This is a genomic window from Subtercola boreus (assembly GCF_006716115.1).
Taxonomy (GTDB): Bacteria; Actinomycetota; Actinomycetes; order Actinomycetales; family Microbacteriaceae; genus Subtercola; species Subtercola boreus.
Window position 1 is genome coordinate 1945985 of the sequence record NZ_VFOO01000001.1, and the last position, 23584, is coordinate 1969568.

Sequence of the window (23584 nt, forward strand, 5' to 3'; positions counted from 1 at the left end):
CGCCGGCTGATGCCGGCAACAGCCGGGTCAGGCGTTCGCGCGCTCCAGCACCAGCTCGCGCACGCGCGCTGCATCAGCCTGGCCCTTCATCGCCTTCATCACGGCGCCGATGACGGCCCCGGCGGCCTGCACCTTGCCGTCGCGGATCTTCGCGAGCACGTCCGGCTGCGACGCGAGTGCGTCGTCGATCGCCGCGATGAGCGCCCCATCGTCGGAGACGACGGCGAGCCCACGGCCCGCAACCACCTCGTCGGGCGTGCCCTCACCGTCGATGACACCCTCGAGCACCTGGCGGGCGAGCCGGTCGGTGAGCGTTCCGGCGTCGACCAGCGCGACGAGTTCCGACACGTGCAGGGGCGACACCAGCGTCGAGGCGTCCACCCCGCGAGCGTTGGCGACTCGCGCGATCTCTCCGGTCCACCATTTGCGGGCGGACTGGGCGGAGGCCCCGGCGGCCGTCGTCTCGATGATCTCGGTCAGGAGACCCGAGTTGACCACGTCCTGGAACTCCAGGTCGGTGAAGCCCCAGTCCGCCTTCAGCCGGCGCCGGCGAACGGCAGGCGCCTCGGGGAGCGCAGCGCGCAGCTCCTCGATCAGTTCGGCGGAAGGTTCGACCGGCAGCAGGTCGGGCTCCGGGAAGTAACGGTAGTCGTCAGCGTCGCTCTTCGGCCGGCCCGCGGAGGTCTGCCCCGTGTCTTCGTGCCAGTGGCGGGTCTCCTGGATGATCGTTCCGCCACCATCGAGAATCGCCGCCTGGCGCTGGATCTCGTACCGGATCGCGCGCTCGACCGACCGCAGCGAGTTGACGTTCTTCGTCTCGGTGCGGGTGCCGAGCTTTGCGGCCGGTTCCCCGGGACCGGTGCGGCGGCGCAGCGAGATGTTCGCGTCGCAGCGCAGGTTGCCGCGTTCCATCTTCGCGTCGGAGATGCCGAGCGACACCACGATGTCGCGGATCGTCGAGACGTAGGCCTTCGCCAGCTCGGGCGCGTCGTACTCGGCGCCGTAGATGATGTCGGTGACGATCTCCACCAGCGGAACCCCCGCGCGGTTGTAGTCGACGAGCGAGTACTCGGCACCCTGGATGCGGCCCGTCGCCCCGCCGACATGCGTCAGCTTGCCGGCATCCTCTTCCATGTGGGCCCGCTCGATCGGCACCGTGAAGAGCCGCCCGTCCGGCAGTTCGACCTCGACCGAACCACCGAAGGCGATGGGCTCGTCGAACTGCGAGATCTGGTAGTTCTTCGCCAGGTCGGGGTAGAAGTAGTTCTTGCGGGCGAAGCGCGACGAAGGTGCGATCAAGCAGCCGAGAGCCAGCCCCAGGCTGATCGAGTACTTCACCGCCTGCTCGTTCACCACCGGCAGGGAGCCCGGGAGCCCGAGGTCCACCGGCGTCACGTTCGTGTTCGGTTCACCGCCGAAGAAGTTCGGAGCGTCGGAGAACATCTTGGTCTTCGTGTTCAGCTCGACGTGCACCTCGAACCCGAGAACCGGCTCGAACAGCTCGAGAGCCCTGTCGTAATCCATCAATTCGGCCTTGGCCATCAGACTGCACCTTCTTCGGACGCGAACATTTCCTGCGGGGCGAGATCCGGGGCCTGGCTGAGCAGGGCGTGGCCCCAGCGGTCTTCGAGCAGCGCTTCGAGCGTCGCTCCCACCGAGTAGAGCCGGGCATCCTCACGCGCCGGCGCCATGAACTGGATGCCCACCGGCAGCCCGTCTTCGGGCGCGAGCCCGACGGGCAGGCTGATCCCGGGCACGCCTGCGAGGTTCGCCGGGATCGTGGTCAGGTCGTTGAGGTACATCGACAGCGGGTCGTCGAGCTTCTCGCCGAGCTTGAAGGCTGTGGTGGGCGCGCTCGGGCTGACCAGCACGTCGACGTCGGAGAAGACCCGGGCAAAGTCGCGCTGGATGAGCGTGCGCACCTTCTGCGCGCTGCCGTAGTACGCGTCGTAGTAGCCGGCGCTGAGGGCGTAGGTGCCGAGGATGATGCGCCGCTTCACCTCCGGGCCGAAACCGGCCTCCCGGGTTGCCGCCATCACGTCTTCGACCGTGCCGCCGCCTGTGGGGTTCACGCGGAGGCCGAAGCGCACGGAGTCGAACTTGGCGAGGTTCGACGAGGCCTCGGCGGGCAGGATCAGGTAGTACGCCGCGATCGCGTACTCGAAGCTCGGGGTGCTGACCTCGACGACTTCTGCTCCGGCCGAGGTGAGCAGCTCGAGAGCCTCCTGGAATCGCTGGGTGACGCCGGCCTGGAAACCATCGCCGCCGAGTTCCTTCACGACGCCGATCTTCAGGCCCTTCAGACTGAGGTTCTGCTGGCCGGCCCGGGCGGCTGCCGCGAAACTCGGCCAGGCGTCCTTCAGGCTGGTCGAGTCGCGCGGGTCGTGGCCACCGATCACGTCGTGGAGCAGCGCAGCGTCGAGCACGGTACGACTGACCGGACCGACCTGGTCGAGGCTCGAGGCGAGGGCGATGGCACCGTAGCGGGAGACACCGCCGTAGGTGGGCTTCATCCCCACCGAACCGGTGACGGCTGCAGGCTGGCGGATCGATCCGCCGGTGTCGCTGCCGAGGGCGAGGGGCGCCTCGAAAGCGGCGACGGCAGCGGCCGAACCACCGCCGGAACCGCCGGGGATCCGGTCGAGATCCCACGGGTTGTGTGTCGGACCGTAGGCGGAGTGCTCAGTGGAGGACCCCATGGCGAACTCGTCCATGTTCGTCTTGCCGAGCGGAATCAGGTCGGCATCGCGGAGCTTGAGCACGACCGTCGCATCGTAGGGCGGCACCCAGCCCTGGAGGATCTTCGAGCCGGCCGTCGAGGGCATGTCGATGGTGCAGAGCACGTCTTTGATGGCGATCGGAACGCCGGCGAGCGCGCCGAGCGTCTCACCGGCGGCGCGCCGGGCATCGACGGCTCTCGCCGCGGCCCGGGCCCCGTCGGCCGCGACGTGCAGGAACGCGTGCACGTCCGAGTCGACAGCATGGATCCGGTCGAGGTGGGCATCCGTCGCCTCGAGGCTCGAGACGTCACCGCTCGCGAGCTTCGACGCGAGGTCGGCCGCGCTCAGGCGGGTCAGGTCGTGGCTCACTGCTCTTCTCCCAGGATCGCGGACACCCGGAAACGGCTGCCGTCATGGTCGGGCGCACCCGAGAGCGCCTGTTCCTGCGTCAGCGTGACGCCGACGACGTCGGGGCGGTAGACGTTGGCGAGCGGGATCGGGTGGCTGGTCGCGGGCACGTCGGGCGTGGCGACCTCGGTCACCTTGGCCACGTTCTCGACGATGGCGGCCAGTTCACCGGTGAGCTTGGTGATCTCGTCGGGCGAGAGGTTGATGCGCGCCAGACCCGCGAGGTGTGCGACCTGCGCGGTCGTGATCTCACCGGGCTCGCCCGATCCGGCCGGACGGCTGTTGGCGCTCGTGCTGACGGTCGGGGGTGTTTCAGATGACATGCGACTCCGTAATGCTTCTGCCCGCAGGAGAACGGGCTGGACAACCACACAATTCTATTCGCTGGCGCTTTCCAGCGTCGGCGCAGGCGTCTGTTCAGACGCCAGCTCCGGCGTCTCGGTCAACGTCGCTGGGGCGGCCGGCTCGGCCTTCGCCTTTCCGCGACCCCGCGATCTCGTCGGCGTCTTCTCGGCTGGAGGCCCGACCGGGGCGGAATCGTCTTCGCCTGCTTCCGGGATGACCGCCGCGGGGAGCGCTTCCGGCCCTTCGGCCAGCAGGAGCGCGAACTGCGCGGCATCGATGATGCGCACGCCGAGCGCCTCGGCTTTCGGCAGCTTCGAGCCGGCACCGGGGCCCGCGGCCACGAAGTCCGTCTTCTTGCTGACGGAGGATGCGGCCTTACCGCCGGCGGCGATGATGGCCTCGATGGCGCCTTCCCGAGTGAACCCGTCGAGGCTGCCCGTCGCCACCACGGTCAGCCCGTCGAGCGTTCCGCCCGCGCCCGTCGCCGCGCCGGGACCCGGGTGCCCCGGTGTGCTGAACTGCACGCCGGCCGCCGCCCAGCGTTCGACGATCTCGGCGTGCCAGTCGACACCGAACCAGTCGATGAGCGCATCGGCGATGATCCCGCCCACGCCGTCGACCGCGGCCAGCTCTTCGCGGGTGGCCGCGCGGATGGCGTCGAGCGATCCGAAGTAGTCGGCCAGGGCGCGCGCCGCGACCGGACCGACGTGCCGGATGCTGAGCGAGACCAGGATCCGCCAGAGCGGGCTGGTACGGGCCTTCTGGATGTTCTCGATGAGCTTCAGCGCGTTGCTCGACGGCACGAACAACTCGTCTCCGTCGAACGGCCCCTCCGGATCGAAGACGCCGTCCTTCTTCTGCCGTCGGCGACGGAACGGTGACTCCCGTTTGGGCGCACCGGTCTCGCCCAGCTTCTCGAGCCCGGTCTCTGAATCGCGCACGACCGTCGTGATCGGGAAGATCTGCTCGACGGTGAGCTCGAACATGCCGGCCTCGGTGTCGAGCGGCGGTTCAGCGGGTTCCACGGGCTGGGTCAGCGCGGCCGCGGCAACCTCGCCCAGCACCTCGATGTCGAGGGCACCTCGGGATCCGACGTGCTCGACCCGCCCGCGCACCTGCGCCGGGCAACTCCGCGCGTTGGGGCAGCGGAGGTCGATGTCGTTCTCCTTGGCAGGAGCGAGCTTCGTGCCGCACTCCGGGCAGAACTCGGGCATCACGAACTCACGCTCCGTGCCATCGCGCAGTTCGACAACAGGCCCGAGCACCTCGGGGATGACGTCGCCCGCCTTGCGGAGCACGACCGTGTCGCCGATCAGCACACCCTTCGCCTTCACCACGTCTTGGTTGTGGAGCGTCGCCTGCCGCACCTCTGAGCCTGCGACGCGCACCTTCTGCATGACGGCGAACGGCGTCGCGCGGCCGGTGCGGCCCACGCTCACCACGATGTCGAGCAGTTTCGTCTGCACCTGCTCGGGCGGGTACTTGTAGGCGATCGCCCAGCGCGGTGCCCGGCTGGTCGCACCGAGTTCGGTGTGCAGCGCGAGCTCGTCGACCTTGACGACGACGCCGTCGATCTCGTGTTCGACGCTGTACCGATGCTGCCCGAAGTATTCGATGAACTCGGCGGCGCCGGCCCGGTCGGGCTTCACCCGGTAGTGCGAACTCGTCGGCAGCCCCCAGGACTGCAGCAGCGTGTAGACCTCGGACTGCGAGTCCACGGGAGGGTTCGGCCACGCGCCGATGCCGTGCACGAGCATCCGGAGCCGACCGAGCCGTGCACGCATGAGGGCGAGCTGTGCCTCGGTCTTGTTCTCGGACTTCTGCCGGAGCGAACCGCTCGCGGCGTTGCGGGCGTTGGCGAAGAGGCGGTCGCCGGCAGCCAGTTGCGCGGCGTTCAGGTCATCGAACGCGGCGGTCGGGAAGAAGATCTCCCCACGCACCTCCATGAGCGCCGGCGGCGCCACCGGTTCACCGGGCCGGGTGCCCTCCGCTCCGCTCTGCCATTCGAGCGACTTCGGGATACCTGGAATGAGTGCGACGTTCTCGGTGACATCTTCGCCGACGACCCCGTCGCCCCGGGTCGCCGCGGAGACCAGCTCACCGTTCTCGTACCGGAGGTTCATCGCCAGTCCGTCGATCTTGAGCTCGCAGAGGTAGTGCACGCTTCGCCCAGAGTCTCGTTCGACCTTCGACGCCCACTCCGCGAACTCGTCGAGCGAGAAGACGTTGTCGAGGCTCAGCATGCGTTCGGCATGCTCGACCGGCGAGAACAGGGTGGTCTCGGCCCGGCCCCCGACGGTCTGGGTCGGGCTGTCCTGGCTCTGCAGCTCGGGGAACAGCCGCTCGAGCTCGCCGAGCCGGCGGAGCAGGGAGTCGTATTCCTCATCGGAGACGAGCGACGCATCACGGTCGTAGTAGGAGTCGCGCAGCTGCTGGATCTTCGCCGTCGCCGACGATGCCTCGGCCGCTGCCGCTTCGAGGCTCAGGTCTTCGGTGTTCTCAGCCATGGCTCAGGAGGCGTCCGCCGGAGCCCGACCCGCCGACACCGCTCCGACAGGCACAGCACTCACCGTGCGATCGATGGTCGTCTGCCCGAGAACGCGCGTGCCGATGTAGACCACCGCCGTCTGCCCGGGTGAGACGCCCACCAGCGGCTCGTGCGGACGGATGACCAGCTCCCGCGCACCGTCGACCGCACCCCCGGCAATTCCGTCGACAGAACCCCCGGCGGGAACGCCAGCACCATCGAGCCCCCCGGATGCCATCACCACCGGCGCCGTCACGACCTGCGCTGTCGCCGGCACCGGGTCGGCGTGCGCACGGATTTGCACCTCACACTCGAACGCCAGCTCCGGATGCTCGGGGGCGAGCCCCGCCCAGGTGAACCGTGACCCGGCGATCTCACCGATGGCCAGCGCCTCCTTCGGGCCGACCACCACCGTGTTCGTCGCCGGCTTCACCTCGAGCACGAAGCGGCGTCGGCCGTCTTCGGCCAGGCTGCCGAGGTGGAGACCCCGCCGCTGACCGACCGTGAACCCCCTCGCGCCGTCGTGGCTGCCCACCACTGTTCCGTCGCGTTCGACGATCTCGCCGCCCGGCTGGGTGCCGACCTTGTCGGCCAGCCAGCCGCGGGTGTCTCCGTCGGGGATGAAGCAGATGTCGTGACTGTCTGGCTTGTTGGCCACGCTGAAGCCGCGCTCCGCCGCCTCCGCGCGCACGAGCGCCTTCGATGGCGTCGCTCCGAGCGGGAACATCGAGTGCGCGAGCTGCTCCGCGGTCAGCACCCCCAGCACGTAGCTCTGGTCTTTCGCCCAGGCGCTCGCCCGGTGCAGCTCACGATTGCCGTCGGCATCGGTGAGGATCGTGGCGTAGTGACCGGTGGCGACCGCGTCGAAACCCAGGTCGAGCGCCTTCTCGAGGAGGGCGGCGAACTTGATGCGCTCGTTGCACCTCATGCAGGGGTTGGGTGTGCGGCCGGCCTCGTATTCCGCGATGAAGTCGTCGACCACGTCGAGCTTGAACCGCTCGGAGAAGTCCCACACGTAATAGGGGATGCCGATGATGTTCGCTGCCCGCTGCGCGTCGGAGGAGTCTTCGATGGTGCAGCACCCCCGGCTGCCGGTTCGGAGGGTGCCGGGCATCCGGCTGAGAGCCAGGTGCACCCCCACGACGTCGTGCCCCGCCTCCACCGCGCGTGCCGCGGCCACCGCGGAATCGACGCCGCCACTCATTGCTGCCAGAACCTTCATGTTTAAAGTGTAGGTGCCGCCACCGACGCCGGCCGGGGCTTGCTCACATCTGTGGAGAACTCGCGACACGGCCCGGCTGTGGAGGACGCTGACACGAAGTCTCCAGACTGTTCGGCGATGATGGCAGGGATGTCGTTGCTCTCCTCTCCTCCCCGCACCCCGTCGGCCCCCGCCGGCGCGTTCGGCGCGGCCACCGACGGATCGGCTGGCCAGCGCTCCCGGCAGCAGCGCCTCCGCCGGCCCGCTCTCGCCGTGTGCGTGGTGCTCTTCTCCGTGCTGCTGGCGGCCCTCTTCCTCTTCCACCGCTCGGTTCCGGATGTCGCGGGCGTCGGGCTGCTCGTCGACAGTGTCTCGCCGTGGTTCGGCCTGTTCATCCCGGTGCTGGCCGCTCTCGCCCTCGCGAGCCGCTACCGCCGGACGCTCGCCGGAGTGCTGGTGCCGGTCGTGGTCTGGGCGCTGCTGTTCGGTCCGGGCATCCTGCCGCTGCAGACCGACGCGGCGGCCTCGACCGGTACAGCAGCCACGGCCGATACAGCAGCCACGGCCGGCGCGACCACCGCCGAGCTGACCGTCGCCAGCCAGAACATCGAGGCCTCGTCGGGAACGGGTGACATCTCGGCCCGCGCTCTGGCCGCCACGGGCGCCGACGTGATCGCACTCGAAGAGATGACCACCGACGACTTCGACGCGATCTCCGCGACGCTCGCCGCCCAGTATCCCTACTCCTACGGGGTCGGAACGGTGGGGCTCTGGAGCACGTACCCCGTCGTGAACGCACAGCCGCTCACCCTCGGGCTCGGCTGGAACCGTGCCCTCGCCGCCGACCTCCAGACGCCGCAGGGGCTGGTGAGCATCTACGTGATCCATGCCGCGTCGGCCCGGCCCGGCGACGTCTCCGCGCGCGACTCGATGCTCGAGGCGCTGGCCGAAACGCTGCCGAACGACGAGAACGAGCGCGTCATCGCTGTGGGCGACTTCAACGCGGCATCCACCGACCGTTCGCTCGTCGGGATCGACGGCCAGCTCGCCGAACCCAACCAGACCGACGGAATGTTCGGCAACACCTGGCCGTCGAACCTCCCCGTGACGCGCCTCGACCACCTCTTCCAACGCGGAATGACGCCGACGTCGAACACGACGTTCCCGGCCGGGGCCAGCGACCACCGGGCAATCCTGACGACACTCCGGCTCTGAGCCGCTCGGCCGGACCGACCGGTGGCGCGAGTCGCGTGGCCACGCGCGGGGCGAGCACGCCGCGGGCACGGCGGATCTCGCGGGCATGCGGGTCGCCCCGGTGCCACTCGCGCCGGGTGGCGTGGGCGGAACGCTGCCGCGCAACATCCTTCTCGACGGGGCTGGGCCGTTCTAAGCTGACGGAATGACCGACGACGCGCTCCGAATCGCCCAAGAGGAGGCCGCCGCAGCGGTCGAAGCCGCCCGCCAGGCGCAGGAGGCAGCCGAGGCCGCGCTGAAGCGGGCGCAGGATGCCCAGGCCACCGCCGTGGCGAACGCCGCCGCCGCGCAGGCCGCTGCCGCGCAGGCCGCCGCGACCGCGTCCACCACGGCTGTTGATGCCGAGCCCGCCCCCACGGTGCCCGCCAGTGCCGCCGCCGCCAGCCCCACGACATCCACCACAGCACCAGCGACCGGCGCCACCCCGCCCGCCGCACCCGCCAGCCCCGCGACATCCACCAGCGCCGCCACCGCTGCAACCGCCGGCGCCACCCCAGCCATCGGCCCCCTCGACCCCGCCGCCGTCGACACCATCCGCGCCGGCTACGCCTTCACCGGCCCCGCCCTCGAGATGGGTGCGCTCGTCAACGGCGACGCCCTCCCCGGAGTGCAGGTGCGCATCCCGCTCGCCATGACCAACCGCCACGGGCTCGTCGCCGGCGCCACCGGAACCGGCAAGACAAAGACTCTGCAGGTGCTCGCCGAACAGCTGGCGGCAGCCGGGGTTCCCGTCTTCGCCGCCGACATCAAGGGCGACCTCTCGGGGATCGCCAGCGCCGGCGCCAGCAGTCCGAAACTGCTCGAACGCACCGGCGGCATCGGCCAGGACTGGCAACCGCAAGCCACGACGACCGAATTCTTCAGCCTCGGCGGCATCGGAAGAGGCGTGCCGATCCGAGCCACCGTCGCCGGCTTCGGCCCCCTCCTGATGAGCAAAGTGCTGGGCCTGAACGACACCCAGGAGTCGAGTCTCGGCCTCGTCTTCCACTACGCCGACACAGCCGGCCTGCCGCTCCTCGACCTGAGCGACCTCCGCGCGGTGCTGAGCTTCCTCGCCAGCGACGACGGACGGAAGGAACTCGTCGACCTCGGCGGCATCTCCCCCGCGACCGTCGGCGTGATCCTCCGCGAGCTCATCACGTTCGCCGACCAGGGTGCCGACGTGTTCTTCGGCGAGACCGAGATCGACACGGCCGAGTTCCTCCGCACGACCGCCGACGGCCGCGGCATCGTCAGCCTGCTCGAAGTGCCGGGCGTCGCCGACAAACCCGCGCTCTTCTCCACGTTCCTCATGTGGTTGCTGGCGGACCTCTACAACGACCTGCCCGAGGTCGGCGACCTCGACAAGCCGAAACTCGTCTTCTTCTTCGACGAGGCGCACCTGCTCTTCTCCGGTGCGTCCAAGGATTTCATCACCTCCATCACCCAGACCGTGCGACTGATCCGCTCGAAGGGCGTCGGCATCTTCTTCGTCACGCAGACCCCGAAGGACGTGCCCGGCGATGTGCTCGCCCAGCTCGGCTCGCGCATCCAGCACCAGCTGCGCGCTTTCACCCCCGACGATGCGAAATCGCTCCGCGCGACCGTCTCGACCTACCCGAAATCGGACTACGACCTTGCCGAAGTGCTACAGAATCTCGCAACCGGGGAGGCGATCGTCACGGTCATGAACGAGCGCGGCGCCCCCAGCCCCGTCGCGTGGACGCGCCTCCGTGCGCCACAGGGGTCGATGTCTCCGACTCCGGATGATCGGATCGACGCTGCCGTTGCAGCCTCCCCGCTCCTGCCGACGTACGGACCGGTCATCGATCGCGAGTCCGCGCGAGAGATCCTCACGGCGAAACTCAATGCCGCGTCGGATGCCGCAGCCGCCGCCGCGCAGGCGGTCGCCGACGCGAAAGCTGCCGCGGAGGCCGCCAAGCAGCAGGCCGCCGCCGCGAAGGCGCAGCAGAAGGCGGCCTCCGACGCGGCCAGAGCGGAGGCGAAGGCCGAGGCCGACTACGAACGGCAGCTCGCGAAGGCACGGGCGGCGGATGCGGCGGCCGACCGCGAGCGGAACCGCCGGGCATCCGGCACCCGCACCACCTCCCGCGCCCAGCCGAACATCCTCGAAGACGTGCTCGGCTCGAAGGCGACCCGCTCCATCCTCACCAGCGTCGTCTCCGGCATCTTCGGCACCCGCCGCCGCCGCTGACCCCCGCCCCTCGCACCCCTCCCCCTCCCTCACCCAATCGAGTGGGCGGTTTGGGCCCCAAAATCCGGCAGGAAGGGCCCAAAACGCCCACTCGATGGAATGCGCGGGGAGGGAGGGGGGCGCGGGGCGCGGGTTGGGGCAGGGCGGGGGTCAGGCCACGACGCGGTCGGCGAAGCCGGCCTTCGCGGCACGCGCGACCGCGGCGGGGAGGGCCGCCACGAGCGCGTCGACGTCTGCGGCCGTCGAATCGTGGCCGAGCGTCATCCGGAGGGCGCCGCGCGCCTCCTGCTCGGGCACTCCCATGGCCGTCAGCACGTGCGACACCTCCGGCACCCCGGCCTGGCAGGCGGAGCCCGTCGAAACGGAGAAGCCGGCGACATCCAGAACGAACAGCAGCGAATCACCCTCGCAACCCGGGAAAGTGAAGTGCGCATTGCCCGGCAACCGTCCCTCTGGCGAAGGGTCACCGCGGAGCACTGCGGACGGCACAGCCGTGTGGATGCCCGCCACCAGCCGGTCGCGAAGCGCCCCCACGTGGGCAGCGAACGCGGGCAGCGCCGCAACGGCCTCGGTCGCAGCGGCGGCGAACGCGGCGGCGCCGGCGGCGTCCTGTGTGCCGGAGCGTCCGCGCTGCTGCCCGCCCCCGTGGATGAGCGGCACGACCTCGGCCGTGCGCGACAGGAGCAGCGCCCCCACGCCGACCGGCCCGCCGATCTTGTGCGCCGAGACGCTGAGCGCGGCGACGCCCAACGCGTCGAAGTCGATCGGCACATACCCGTAGGCCGACACGGCGTCGACGTGCACCGGAACCCCGTAGCGAGCGGCGACCGCCGCCAGCTCGGCCACCGGCTGGATCGTCCCCACCTCATTGTTCCCCCACAGGAACGTCACGAGCGCCACATCGTCAGCGCCCCGCCCTGCCGCGCCTTCGTGCGCGGCCAAGGGACCCATATCGCGGTTGCGAGTGCCCGTCAGCGCGATATCGGCCCCTTCGACGTCTTCGGCCGCAACGCTTCCCGGGGTCGTACCCGCGAGCGCCTCCTCGAGCACCTCGGGCGTGAGACGGCCGAACGCGTCGACGGGCAGCCATTCGACGACGGCGCCCTCATATTGCACGAGCCACTCGACCGCGTCGTTCGTCGCGTGGTGCTCCCCGCCCGGCACCAGCACGCGCGGACGCCGCGCGCCACCAGCCTGCCGCGCCCAGAACAGCCCCTTCACCCCGAGGTTGATCGACTCCGTGCCGCCCGATGTGAACACCACCTCGACCGGCTCCGCCCCGAGCGACGTGGCGACTGCCTCGCGGGCCTCTTCGAGCATCCGTTTCGCCTGCTGCCCCTGGCTGTGGATCGACGACGGGTTGCCGACCACGCCCAGCGCCCCGACGTACGCCGCGAGCGCGGTGGGGGTCAGCGGCGTGGTCGCCGCATGATCGAGGTACACCACCAAACCCGAGCGCCCTCTCCCAAAACATTGCTGTAACAACCACTCACTACTCTAAGACTCATGACTCATGCCGATCCTTTCGCCCACCTCGGCATCCGTCAGACGGCGGCGGGGGGCGAACTGCGTGTGTGGTCGGAGAACGCCACAGCCGTCGAGCTGTGCCTCTTCGACAACCGCGACGCGAACTGGATCTTCAAGACCGTCACCATGGTGCGCGACGAGAACAACGTCTGGATGGCGCGCACGAAGTCGCTGAGCCCCGGCCGCAAGTACGCCCTGCGCGTCACAGGACCGAACGGCCCCGACCACCCCCGGAACTCGTTCGACCCGAACACGCTCATGCTCGACCCGTACGCCCGCGGCCTCACCCGCACCGGCCCCGACCTCTGGCGCGGTGTCGTGGTCGACGACGAGTTCGACTGGCACGGTGCGACGAAGCCGAACACGCCGATGGACCACACCGTGATCTACGAGGGCCACGTGAAGGGCCTCAGCAAGCTGAACACGCGGATGCCCGAGAACCTCCGCGGCACCTACGCCGGCCTTGCGCACGAGACCACCATCGGCTACCTGAAGAAGCTCGGCGTCACCGCGGTGCAGCTGCTGCCGGTGCACGCCTTCGTGAGCGAACGGCGCCTGATGAAGCAGGGCCTCACGAACTACTGGGGCTACAACACGCTCAACTTCTTCAGCCCGCACTCGTTCTACGGCACCAAAGCGGCGCAGCAGGGCGGGCCGAGTGCGGTGCTCCGCGAGTTCAAGGGCATGGTGAAGCTGTTGCACGAGGCGGGACTGGAGGTCATCCTCGACGTCGTCTACAACCACACGGCCGAGGAGGGGATCACCGGTGCCCGCTCCAGCTTCCGCGGCATCGACAACGCGAACTACTACCGCCAGACGAAGGCGGGCACCTACATCGACGTGACCGGCTGCGGCAACAGTGTGGACACCAGCGTCCCGGCCGTCTCCCGCCTGATTCTCGATTCGCTCAAGTACTGGGCGAACGACGTGCAGGTCGACGGCTTCCGCTTCGACCTGGCCGCCACGCTCGGACGGAACTCCGACGTGTACTTCGACCCCGATCATCCACTGCTCGAAGCGATCACGAACGACCCCGACCTCGCGAACGTGAAGATGATCGCCGAACCCTGGGACGTCGGCATGGGCGGCTGGCAGACCGGTAACTTCAAGCCGGGCTGGCACGAGTGGAACGACCGCTACCGCGACCGCATGCGGAAGTTCTGGTTGCGCGACACCAAATCGATCCGCGAGCACGGTTCGCCGGGCGATGGGGTCGGGATGCTCGCCACGAGGCTCGCCGGGTCGGCGAACACCTTCCAGCAGCACCGTGGCCCGCTCGCGTCGATCAACTTCATCACCGCCCACGACGGGTTCACGCTGGCCGACCTCACGGCGTACGACGTGAAGCACAACGTGGGCAACGGCGAGTCGAACCGCGACGGCACCGACAACAACATGTCGTACAACCACGGGGTCGAGGGCGCCACGCCCAACCGCACGATCGAGGCGACCAGGCGGCGCACCATCCGGAACCTGATGGGTACCCTGCTGCTCTCCGCCGGAGTGCCGATGATCACGGCGGGCGACGAGTTCGGGCGGAGCCAGAAGGGCAACAACAACGCCTACTGCCACGACTCCGAGCTGACCTGGCTGAGCTGGGACCGGCGGCGCTGGCAGAACGGGCTCTGGCAGACCACGCAGCACCTCCTGAAGCTCCGGCGCGAGAACCCGGCGCTCCGGCCAGCCCATTTCGGCATCTTCGGCGAGACCACACCGAGCGCCAGCCAGATGGACTGGTACGACCTCAACGGCGAGGAGATGAGCAACACGGAGTGGAACAGCCCCGAGAACCGCACCCTGCAGTTCCTGGCGGCGTCGACCCCCGAACACGAGGAGTTCAACCGGGTGCTCGTCGTGATCCACGGCGTCGAGGAGCCGACCACGATCACGCTCCCCGAGCACGAGGGGGTCGAGTCGTACGAGCTGCTCTGGGACAGCGCCGACGACGCGCCGACGGCTCCGGATGCCCAGCTCCCCTCTCTCGAACCGGGAGTCCGGGTACCCGTCGCGAGCTCGTCGATGCAGCTGTACCGCGCGCACTGACCCGCGCACCACATTTACCGAGCTTTATTCGCTTATGATGGGTCATGCGTTTTCCCTCCCTGCGCCGGCGCCTCGTCGCCTGCAGCATCGCCGCACTCTGTGCCGTGGCCCTCACCAGCTGCGTCAGTCAGTCGAAGGAAGACGCCACCAGCATCGCCGGATGGGTCTCCACCCAACCTCACGTGCTCGCGGCTACCGCTGACGTCGTCACCTCCGACCCCGTCTTCACCGACTACCTTCTCGGCGTCGAAGTCACTGTCGATCCCGCGATCTCCGACCCTGACCTCACCGCCCTCTACGACTCGACGAGAGCACGGGTGCAAGCGGCCGGATGGTCCCTCTCCAACGTCGTCTTCGACTTGGGCTCGGGTCGAACCGTCGCGAACGCAAGCACCGTGCTGCTCGCCGTCTTCGAACAGGTGCGCGAGGACCCCCGCTTCCTCACCGTCACGGGTCTGCGCGGCGCAGGCTGCTCCGCTGACTTCTGCGTCACCCTGGATCAGAGTGACCCGATAGCCCTCCAGCAGATCGTCGACGAGGTGATGACGCTGGCCGACGAGTCTGGCGGCGTCCAGCCGGCGAGCGAGTTCGCCGCGTCGAACGCCGACGGCCGGTTCGTCGTGAGGTCGACGCCCGCTGCCCGCACGGACAGAGCGGTCACTCTGTGGCGACAGATCGCGCAGCAGGCCACGGTAAACAGGGCCCTCGCTTACTCGCTGCCCGGCCGCCGCTCGGAACCCAGCACACAGTACCTCTTCATCGACGTGTCGACCGCCAGTGAAAAAGACCGAACGGAGGCACTCGCGGAGGCCCAGCACGATGTCGACGTGAAAGTCACGGTCAACAGGGCACCGGGCGGCTGACCTCGCGAGGCGCGGGCCGGCCGGAACGCCTACCGCGCCGCGGCGATCAGCCCGAGCTCCGCCGACGACGCGAGGTTCTCGTGCCGCGGCACCACGCGCACGGTGTAGCCGAACGACCCGGCCTTCTCGAGCACGACAGTGCCCGAGAACCCGTACAGCCCCTCAGCGTCGCTGTGCGCCGCCGTTCCGTCTGGCGTCACGACGGTGATCGGGGTTGTCGCCGTCGAGAGCACAGCCGGCGACAGGGCGACGGTGCGGGCATCCGCCAGCTGGTCGCCGTTCGTCGTGTGCCCGTAGACAACCTGCACCGACACGTCGTCGGGCGTGAGCGAACCGAGGTTCACCCGGGCCCGCACCTGTAGCTCATCGCCCACTTGCGGGGTGTCGTCGAGCCCACCGGACTCGACGTGCACGACTGCCACTGACGGCCAGGCCGCGCGCTCGCGCTCCTTCCACTCCGAGAGGGAGGCGGCAACCGAGTAGTCTCCGTCGATCACCGCATGCGCGGCTGCCGCTGCCGGCAGATACAGGCGAGACGCGTACTCCCGCACCATCCGCTCGGCCGACAGCGACGGCGACAGCGTCGAGAGCGTGTGGCGGATCGACTGCGTCCAGCGCTCGGGCACGCCCTGCGCGTTGCGGTCGTAGAACCGCGGCGCGACCTGGTGCTCGATGAGGTCGTAGAGCGCCTCGGATTCCAGCTGGTCCCGTTCCTCTGGCGTGTCGACCGAGTCGGCCGTCGGGATCGCCCAGCCGTTCTCCCCGTCGTAGTACTCGTTCCACCAGCCGTCGAGGATCGACAGGTTGAGCCCGCCGTTCAGTGCCGCCTTCATTCCGGATGTTCCGCACGCCTCGAGCGGGCGGAGCGGATTGTTCAGCCAGACATCCGTGCCCGGGTAGAGCTTCTGCGCCATGCCGATGTCGTAGTTCGGCAGGAACACGATGCGCTGCCGCACCTCGGGGTCGCTGGCGAACTGCACGAGCTTCTGGATGAGCCGCTTGCCCTCCTCGTCGGCAGGGTGCGACTTGCCGGCGATGACCAGCTGCACGGGCTGCGTGGGGTTCAGGAGGATCGACTTCAGCCGCACGGGGTCGTGCAGCATCAGCGTGAGGCGCTTGTAGGTCGGAACCCGGCGCGCGAAACCGATGGTGAGAACGGCAGGGTCGAGCAGCCCGCGGTACCAGGCCGGCGGGATGGAGCCCGGGCTCTGCTCGAGCCACGCCTCCGTCACGCGATGGCGCGCATCGAAGACGAGCTGGCGCCGCATGTCGTTCCGCACGGCCCAGAGGTCGTCGTCGGTGACGTCGGGCGAGGCCCAGTTCGCCGTGGCGGTCTCCGAGGTACCGAGCTTGTTCTCAGCGAGCTCGATCAGCAGCGGGTCAGTCCAGGTCGGAGCGTGCACGCCGTTCGTCACCGAGGTGATCGGCACCTCCGACTGGTCGAATCCGGGCCAGAGCCCCGCGAACATCCCGCGGCTCACTTCGCCGTGCAGCTGCGACACCCCGTTGGCACGCTGTGCGAGACGGAGGCCCATCACGGCCATGTTGAACATGCCGGCGACGCCGCCGTTCGCGATCTCGTTGCCGAGCGCGAGCACCGAGTGCGCATCGACGCCCGGGAGCAGGTCGGTGGAGAAGTAGCGCTCGACGAGCGAGGCGTCGAAACGGTCGATGCCGGCGGGCACGGGCGTGTGGGTCGTGAAGACCGTACCGGCGCGCACCACCTGCAGGGCCACGTCGAACGAGAGGCCCTCGCCGATCAGGTCGCAGATGCGCTCGAGGCCCTGGAAGCCGGCGTGCCCCTCGTTGGTGTGGAACACCTCGGGCTCCGCCGTCTCGGTGAGTTCGCTGTAGATCTTCAGCGCGCGAACGCCGCCGATGCCGAGCAGCAGCTCCTGCAGCAGACGGTGCTCTCCCCCGCCGCCGTACAGGCGGTCGGTCACCGAACGCAGGTCGTCGTCGTTGTCGGGGATGTCGGTGTCGAGCAGCAGCAGCTTCACGCGGCCGACCTGGGCCTGCCAGATGCGCGCGTAGAGGGCCCGGTCATCCGGAAGCGCCAGCACCACCTGGGCCGGCGAACCGTCGGCGAGCCGCAGCACGCTCAGCGGCAGGCCGTCGGGGTCGAGCACGGGGTAGCTCTCCTGCTGCCAGCCGTCGCGCGAGATCGCCTGGCGGAAGTACCCGGCCCGGTAGAACAGTCCGACGCCGATGATCGGCACGCCGAGGTCGCTGGCCGCCTTCAGGTGGTCGCCGGCGAGGATGCCGAGGCCGCCGGAGTACTGCGGAAGGGCGGCGGCGATGCCGAACTCGGGCGAGAAGTAACCGATGCTCGACGGCTTCGGTTCCTCCTGCGCCTGGTACCAGCGCGGCTCGGAGAGGTAGCGGTTGAGGTCGTCGCGCAGGCTGTTCGCCCAGGCCACGAAGCCTTCGTCGGCGGCGAGCTGCGTGAGGCGGTCGGGGCTGACCGCGCCCAGCAGGGCGATCGGATCGCCGGTGGTCGCCTCCCAGTCGTCGGGCGAGATGTGCGCGAGGAGCTTGCGGGTGGGCTCGTGCCACGACCAGCGCAGGTTGGCGACGAGTTCGCCGACGGCCGACAGTTCGGGCGGCAGCACGGATCGAACGGTGAATTTCCTGATGGCCTTCACGCACAGCTCCTTCGAGTTTTGCCAAAGCCTAGAACGAATAGGTTACGGAACGCCAAACGCGCAAGGGTCGAATGTTGACGGGCGGTTCACCCAGCTTTGTCGGTAGGGTCGAACCGTGGCTAAGACAGTGGCGAAAACGACCGTAAAAGGCACGACGATCAAGCAGTCCAAGGCGGAGGCTGCCGCGACTGGGGCGGAGGAGTTCATTCCCGCCATCGGGCGCATCCCGATCGTGGATGTCTTCCCCTCCGTCTCGGCGGGCCGATGGCCGGCCAAGGCCTACGCCGGGGAGGTCGTGCCCTTCGGCGCCACCGTCTTCCGGGAGGGCCACGATGCGGTGGGGGCGCGCCTCGAACTGCGAGACCCGGCCGGTGTCGTCTCCAGCTTTGGGCTCAGGATGATCGGGGTCGGCCTCGACCGGTACCAGACGCTCGCCCAGCTGCCCACCGAGGGCGCCTGGCAGTTCCGCATCCGCGCGTTCAGCGACGACTACGAGACCTGGCACCACAACGCGACGATCAAGGTGCCGGCCGGCATCGACGTCGAGCTGATGTTCCAGATCGCGGGTGAGCTCTTCACGCGCGCCGGCGCCGACAGTGCCCGGCCGACCGCCGAACGCACCCTGTTCCTCGACCTCGCGGCGACCGTCCTCGACAGCACAGCCCCCGCGGCCGACCGGCTCGCCGCAGGCACGTCGCCGGCGGTCGTCGCCGCGGTGGAGGCCAGCCCGATCGCCAGCCTCGACACCTACTCCGAGTGGCTCGCGCTGAACGTCGAGCGCCAGCGGGCCGGCTTCGGCTCCTGGTACGAGTTCTTCCCGCGCTCTCTCGGCGCCTCGAAGGCCGACGACGGCACGTGGACGAGCGGAACCTTCCGCACGGCAGCAGCCCGCCTCCCCGAGGTGGCCGCCATGGGCTTCGACGTGCTCTACCTGCCGCCGATCCACCCGATCGGCGAAGCCTTCCGCAAGGGCCCGAACAACTCGCTGACCGTCGAGCCGGGCGACCCCGGCTCCCCATGGGCGATCGGCGGCACGGCCGGCGGGCACGACGCCGTGCACCCCGACCTCGGCGGCATGGCGGCGTTCAAGATCTTCGTGGAAGCGGCGAACAAGGCGGGGCTCGAAGTCGCGCTGGACTTCGCGCTGCAGGCCTCCCCCGATCATCCATGGGTGGAAGAGCACCCGGAGTGGTTCACGACCCTCCCCGACGGCTCGATCGCGTACGCCGAAAACCCGCCGAAGAAGTACCAGGACATCTACCCCATCAACTTCGACAACGACCCGTCGGGCATCCGCGCCGAGGCGCTGCGGATCATCCGGTTCTGGATCGCGGCCGGGGTGAAGATCTTCCGCGTCGACAACCCGCACACCAAACCGCTCGACTTCTGGGAGTGGCTGATCGGCACCGTCAACGCCGAGACACCCGGCATCATCTGGCTCGCCGAGGCGTTCACCCGGCCGGCCCTGATGCAGACGCTCGCGAAGGTCGGCTTCACGCAGTCGTACACCTATTTCACGTGGCGGAACACGAAAGAAGAGCTCGAGGAGTTCCTCGACGGGCTCTCGCACGAGACGGCTGCGTTCTTCCGTCCGAACCTCTTCGTGAACACCCCCGACATCCTGCACGCCTACCTGCAGTTCGGCGGGCGCCCGGCCTACAAGGTGCGGGCCGCGATCGCTGCGACCGGCGCACCGACCTGGGGTGTCTACTCGGGCTACGAGCTCGTCGAGAACGTGGCGCGGCCGGGCTCCGAAGAGAACATCGACAACGAGAAGTACGAGTACCGGCCGCGCGACTTCGCCGCCGCCGAGGCCTCGGGGCTCTCGCTCGCGCCGTACATCACGCGCCTCAACCAGATCCGGAACGAGCACCCTGCCCTCGCCCAGCTGCGGAACCTCGACATCCACGCCGCCGACGACGACTCGATCCTCGTGTTCAGCAAGTACATCGCGGGCGAGTACACGGCCAGCGGGCGACCCGACGGCATCCTGGTCGTGGCGAACGTCGACCCGCACTCGGTGCGGGAGACCACGGTTCGCCTCGACGTGTCGAAGTTCGGAATCGAGCCCGGTTCCACCTTCCGGGTCACCGACCAGATCACGGGTGACTCGTGGATCTGGGGAGCCGACAACTACGTGCGCCTGAACGCCTTTGCGGAGCCGGTGCACATCTTCTCTGTGCACTACGAGCCCGACCCGTCGGCCGAGCCCGATGTTCCCGCCACACCCGGCACCACCACAGTCTCCTCCGACGGAACGGATTCCCTCTGATGTCCCAGATCGACGGCCTCACCGCCCTCAGCCACAGCGACGTGCCCGAGCACGTGCTGCAGCAGGTGGCGACCGGCTCCTACTACGACCCGCACTCCGTTCTCGGCCAGCACCTCGTCGACCCGTCGAGCGAGGGTGACGCCGTCACGGTCATCCGTACTCTCCGCCCGCTCGCGAGCGAGGTCAGCGCCGTGCTTGCGAACGGCGCCCGCACGTCACTCCAGCACCTCTACGGCGGAATCTGGCAGGGCTTCACGATCACCGGGCTCGAGGACTACACCATCGACGCCACCTACGACGACGGATCGGTCTGGAGCGCCGATGACCCGTACCGCTTCGCCCCCACGCTCGGCGAGCTCGATCTGCACCTGATCGGCGAGGGCCGCCACGAGCAGCTCTGGGACGTTCTGGGGGCCCACTACCGCACCCAGCAGGGCGTCAACGCCGCGTTCGCCGGCACCGCGTTCAGCGTCTGGGCGCCGCACGCCCGCGCCGTGCGTGTCATCGGCGACTTCAACGGCTGGGACGGCACGCGCCACTCGATGCGGAGCCTCGGCTCGACCGGCATCTGGGAGGTCTTCGTCCCCGACCTCGAACCCGGCAGCACCTACAAGTTCGAACTCCTCTCCCAGCACGGCGGCTGGGTGCAGAAGGCCGACCCGATGGCGCGCCGCTCCGAGGTTCCGCCGCTGACGGCATCCGTCATCACCGACTCGTTCTACGAGTGGGGCGACACGGCGTGGATGACCAAGCGCGCTGAGACCGACCCGCACAACTCAGCAATGAGCGTCTACGAGATGCACCTCGGCTCCTGGCGGCCCGGGCTCGACTACCGCACGCTCGCCGATCCGCTGATCGACTACCTGAACGAGCTCGGCTTCACCCACGTCGAGTTCATGCCGCTCGCGGAGCATCCGTTCGGCGGCTCCTGGGGCTACCAGGTGTCGGGCTACTACGCGCCGACCGCACGGTTCGGAACTCCGGATGACCTGCGCTACCTCATCGACCGCCTGCACCAGGCGGGCTTCGGCGTGCTGCTCGACTGGGTTCCGGGCCACTTCCCGAAAGACGCGTTCGCGCTGGCGAACTTCGACGGGCAGCCCCTGTACGAGCATCCAGACCCGCGGCGCGGGGAGCAGCCGGACTGGGGCACCCTGGTGTTCAACTTCGGCGACTCCCAGGTGCGGAACTTCCTGGTCGCGAACGCCCTGTACTGGTTCGAGGAGTTCCACATCGACGGCCTGCGGGTCGACGCCGTGGCCTCGATGCTCTACCTCGACTACTCGCGGAAAGACGGCGAGTGGCTGCCGAACCAGTACGGCGGGCGGGAGAACCTCGAGGCGATCAGCCTGCTGCAGGAAGCGAACGCCACGGCTTACAAGCGCTACCCGGGCATCGTGATGATCGCTGAGGAGTCCACCAGCTGGCCGGGCGTCACCAAGCCCACGTCACAGGGTGGCCTCGGCTTCGGCATCAAGTGGAACATGGGCTGGATGCACGACACCCTCCAGTACATCGAGACCGACCCGCTCTACCGCTCGTACCACCACGGTGAGATCACGTTCTCGTTCATCTACGCGTTCAGCGAGAACTTCATGCTGCCGATCTCGCACGACGAGGTCGTGCACGGCAAGGGATCCCTGCTCTCGAAGATGCCCGGGGACCACTGGCAGAAGCTGGCGAACCTGCGCGCCTACCTCGGATTCATGTGGGCGCACCCGGGCAAGCAGCTGCTCTTCATGGGCCAGGAGTTCGGCCAGCCGTCGGAGTGGAGCGAGGAGCGCGGCCTCGACTGGTGGATCCTCGACCAGCCGGTGCACCGCTCCCTGCTGCACCTCGTCTCGTCGCTGAACAGGGTCTACCGCGAGAACCCGGCGCTCTGGCTCCGCGACAACGAGTCGGCCGGCTTCGAGTGGATCGACGGCGGGTCGAGCGAGAAGAACCTCGTGTCGTTCCTGCGCTGGGATGCGGACGGCAACCCGATCGCGGTGCTGATGAACTTCAGCGGCGCCCCGGTTGGCCCCTACCGCGTCTCGCTGCCGTTCGGCGGCGTCTGGGACGAGATCATCAACACCGATGCACTCGAATACGGTGGCTCGGGCGTCGGCAACTTCGGCGCGGTCACGGCCGAGAACGTCCCCTGGCAGGGTCGTCCCGCCTCGGTGGAGCTCACCCTCCCCCCCCTCGCGGCCCTCTACCTGAAGCCCCGCACCCGCCCCTAGCCCCTGCGCACCTAGCCCCCGCGCACCTCATCGAGTGGGCGGTTTGGGCCCCAAACCTCCGGTTTTAGGGCCCAAACCGCCCACTCGATTGGCGTGCCGCCCTGGGGGTGGGCGCCCGTTCAGGGCGCCCACCGGGCTCACTTATTTGGCGTCCTGCTGGGGGAAGACGACCTTCTCGATGATGATGATGACCGAGGCCGCGATGGGGATGGCCACGAGAGCGCCGAGCACGCCGCCGATCGTTCCGCCCGCGACAGCGCCGATCACGACGATGGCTCCCGGAACCGAGACCGCCTTGTTCATGATGCGCGGGCTCAGGATGTATGCCTCCACCTGCATGTAGACGAGGTAGTAGATCGCCGCCACGAGAGCGGTCAGAGGGGACGCGAAGAGGCTGATCAGCACGATGATGGCCGATCCGGTCACGGTCCCGACCAGCGGCACGAGCGACAGCAGGAACGCGATGAATGCCAGCAGTACGGGCAGCGGTGCCTGGATGATCGTCAGGAAGATGAAGCTCAGCACACCGTTCACCAGTGCCAGCGAGATCTGGCCGACCACGTAACGGCCGACGGCCTGGGTGATCTGCTCGGTGATCTCGGCGAACCCGGCGCGCTTCGTCGCCGGCACGAACCGGTACACGATCCGCTTCATCGACCGGAGGGACGCGAGGAAGTACAGCGTCAGGATGAGCACGATGACCGTACCCGTGACACCACTCGCGACACCTGCGCCCACCGCCAGCAGGCCGCCGCCGATGCCGAGGAGCTTGTCGGGGCTGAAGAACGACTGCACGTTCGAAATGACGTCGTCGACGCTGACGACCCCTGACAGTTGCTGCTCGAGGCTCTTCACCCAGTCCGCGTTCTGCAGGCTGGTGAAGTAGCCCGGCAGATCGTTGATGAGGTTTGTCGTCTGACCGACGATGATCGGGATGATCGTCAGCAGCAGTCCCGCGATGACAGCGACCACGAGGGCGAAGACAAGGCCGATGGCGAGACCCCGTGGCATCCGCTTCGCCAGGCGTGACACCAGCGGATCGATACCGAGCGAGATGAACAGAGCCACGCCCACATAGATCAGCACTGTTCCGAGCTGGGAGACGATTCCGCCGATCACCAGCGCGACGAGAACCCCGAGCGCGCCGAGCAGTCCGATCTTGAACGCATTGATCTGCGCGAAGGACTGCGCACCCTCAGACGCGACGGTGACCTCAGGCGCGATCTTCGCCTGGGACGGAACGGGGGCGGGGCGGGAGCGTCGTAACCACATAGCTCGACTGTATTGCAGCTGGATGCCCGGGGTGGGTCATTGACACAGCGTCGACTGGTGTGTGCACCGACGGCGCCGGGCCTGCCGCGCG

Annotated in this window: 14 protein-coding genes; 6 read left to right on the top strand and 8 right to left on the bottom strand. The window is 68.8% G+C overall.

Features of this window, described 5'->3' with window-relative positions; genetic code table 11:
* Positions 1-27: 27 nt before the first annotated feature.
* The 5 genes from gatB to mnmA are packed head-to-tail and all read right to left on the bottom strand — an operon-like array spanning position 28 to position 7222.
* Positions 28-1542, bottom strand: coding sequence for an Asp-tRNA(Asn)/Glu-tRNA(Gln) amidotransferase subunit GatB (gene gatB, locus FB464_RS09100; RefSeq protein ID WP_116414152.1), 1515 nt, complete (start codon positions 1540-1542; stop codon positions 28-30).
* Entirely contained in the window at positions 1542-3089 is a 1548-nt protein-coding gene (gene gatA, locus FB464_RS09105) for an Asp-tRNA(Asn)/Glu-tRNA(Gln) amidotransferase subunit GatA (RefSeq protein WP_116414151.1), read from the bottom strand. The genes gatB and gatA overlap by 1 nt, the downstream gene beginning before the upstream one ends.
* Positions 3086-3451, bottom strand: coding sequence for an Asp-tRNA(Asn)/Glu-tRNA(Gln) amidotransferase subunit GatC (gene gatC, locus FB464_RS09110; RefSeq protein ID WP_116414150.1), 366 nt, complete (start codon positions 3449-3451; stop codon positions 3086-3088). The genes gatA and gatC overlap by 4 nt, the downstream gene beginning before the upstream one ends.
* A gap of 54 nt (positions 3452-3505) precedes the next feature.
* Entirely contained in the window at positions 3506-5980 is a 2475-nt protein-coding gene (gene ligA / locus FB464_RS09115; protein WP_116414149.1) for an NAD-dependent DNA ligase LigA, read from the bottom strand.
* Between the two features lie 3 nt (positions 5981-5983).
* A complete protein-coding gene (gene mnmA, locus FB464_RS09120; protein ID WP_116414148.1) occupies positions 5984-7222 on the bottom strand; it encodes a tRNA 2-thiouridine(34) synthase MnmA in 1239 nt (412 codons plus the stop codon).
* Positions 7223-7351: 129 nt separating this feature from the next.
* Here mnmA and FB464_RS09125 point away from each other — a divergent pair, with 129 nt between their 5' ends.
* Together FB464_RS09125 and FB464_RS09130 are read left to right on the top strand one after the other, a co-directional pair.
* On the top strand, positions 7352-8416 hold the full coding sequence (locus FB464_RS09125; RefSeq protein WP_116414147.1) for an endonuclease/exonuclease/phosphatase family protein: 1065 nt from the start codon (positions 7352-7354) through the stop codon (positions 8414-8416).
* Positions 8417-8600: 184 nt separating this feature from the next.
* Positions 8601-10649 carry a helicase HerA-like domain-containing protein gene (locus FB464_RS09130; RefSeq protein ID WP_116414146.1) on the top strand — a complete coding sequence of 683 codons (2049 nt, stop codon included), beginning with the start codon at positions 8601-8603 and terminating at the stop codon, positions 10647-10649.
* A gap of 150 nt (positions 10650-10799) precedes the next feature.
* On the opposite strand, the gene FB464_RS20210 is transcribed toward FB464_RS09130, so the two are convergent.
* A complete protein-coding gene (locus tag FB464_RS20210; RefSeq protein WP_116414145.1) occupies positions 10800-12098 on the bottom strand; it encodes a cysteine desulfurase family protein in 1299 nt (432 codons plus the stop codon).
* Between the two features lie 57 nt (positions 12099-12155).
* Between FB464_RS20210 and glgX the strand changes: the two genes are divergently transcribed.
* Complete coding sequence (gene glgX / locus FB464_RS09140; protein WP_116414144.1) at positions 12156-14219, top strand: glycogen debranching protein GlgX; 2064 nt, start codon at positions 12156-12158, stop codon at positions 14217-14219.
* 44 nt (positions 14220-14263) lie between these two features.
* Positions 14264-15082 (top strand): hypothetical protein, encoded by an 819-nt coding sequence (locus tag FB464_RS09145; protein ID WP_116414143.1) that lies wholly within the window; start codon positions 14264-14266, stop codon positions 15080-15082.
* 29 nt (positions 15083-15111) lie between these two features.
* Here FB464_RS09145 and glgP read toward each other — a convergent pair whose 3' ends face one another.
* Positions 15112-17727, bottom strand: a complete 2616-nt coding sequence (glgP, locus tag FB464_RS09150; protein WP_116414142.1) for an alpha-glucan family phosphorylase — start codon at positions 17725-17727, stop codon at positions 15112-15114.
* Positions 17728-17842: 115 nt separating this feature from the next.
* On the opposite strand from glgP, the gene FB464_RS09155 reads away from it, so the two are divergent.
* Together FB464_RS09155 and glgB are read left to right on the top strand one after the other, a co-directional pair.
* Positions 17843-19999, top strand: coding sequence for an alpha-1,4-glucan--maltose-1-phosphate maltosyltransferase (locus FB464_RS09155; RefSeq protein ID WP_425472407.1), 2157 nt, complete (start codon positions 17843-17845; stop codon positions 19997-19999).
* Entirely contained in the window at positions 19999-22221 is a 2223-nt protein-coding gene (gene glgB / locus FB464_RS09160) for a 1,4-alpha-glucan branching protein GlgB (RefSeq protein ID WP_116414141.1), read from the top strand. Before FB464_RS09155 ends, glgB begins: the two co-directional genes overlap by 1 nt.
* 141 nt (positions 22222-22362) lie before the next feature.
* Here the strand turns inward: glgB and FB464_RS09165 are convergent, their stop codons facing one another.
* Positions 22363-23493 carry an AI-2E family transporter gene (locus FB464_RS09165; protein WP_116414140.1) on the bottom strand — a complete coding sequence of 377 codons (1131 nt, stop codon included), beginning with the start codon at positions 23491-23493 and terminating at the stop codon, positions 22363-22365.
* Between the last annotated feature and the right edge of the window lie 91 nt (positions 23494-23584).

What these genes read in the sequence shown, in the direction of transcription:
- gatB (WP_116414152.1), bottom strand. Translation starts at nt 1,542, where the DNA reads ATGGCCAAGGCCGAATTGATGGATTACGACAGGGCTCTCGAGCTGTTC.
- gatC (WP_116414150.1), bottom strand. Translation starts at nt 3,451, where the DNA reads ATGTCATCTGAAACACCCCCGACCGTCAGCACGAGCGCCAACAGCCGT.
- ligA (WP_116414149.1), bottom strand. Translation starts at nt 5,980, where the DNA reads ATGGCTGAGAACACCGAAGACCTGAGCCTCGAAGCGGCAGCGGCCGAG.
- mnmA (WP_116414148.1), bottom strand. Translation starts at nt 7,222, where the DNA reads ATGAAGGTTCTGGCAGCAATGAGTGGCGGCGTCGATTCCGCGGTGGCC.
- FB464_RS09125 (WP_116414147.1), top strand. Translation starts at nt 7,352, where the DNA reads ATGTCGTTGCTCTCCTCTCCTCCCCGCACCCCGTCGGCCCCCGCCGGC.
- FB464_RS09130 (WP_116414146.1), top strand. Translation starts at nt 8,601, where the DNA reads ATGACCGACGACGCGCTCCGAATCGCCCAAGAGGAGGCCGCCGCAGCG.
- glgX (WP_116414144.1), top strand. Translation starts at nt 12,156, where the DNA reads ATGACTCATGCCGATCCTTTCGCCCACCTCGGCATCCGTCAGACGGCG.
- FB464_RS09145 (WP_116414143.1), top strand. Translation starts at nt 14,264, where the DNA reads ATGCGTTTTCCCTCCCTGCGCCGGCGCCTCGTCGCCTGCAGCATCGCC.
- glgB (WP_116414141.1), top strand. Translation starts at nt 19,999, where the DNA reads ATGTCCCAGATCGACGGCCTCACCGCCCTCAGCCACAGCGACGTGCCC.
- FB464_RS09165 (WP_116414140.1), bottom strand. Translation starts at nt 23,493, where the DNA reads ATGTGGTTACGACGCTCCCGCCCCGCCCCCGTTCCGTCCCAGGCGAAG.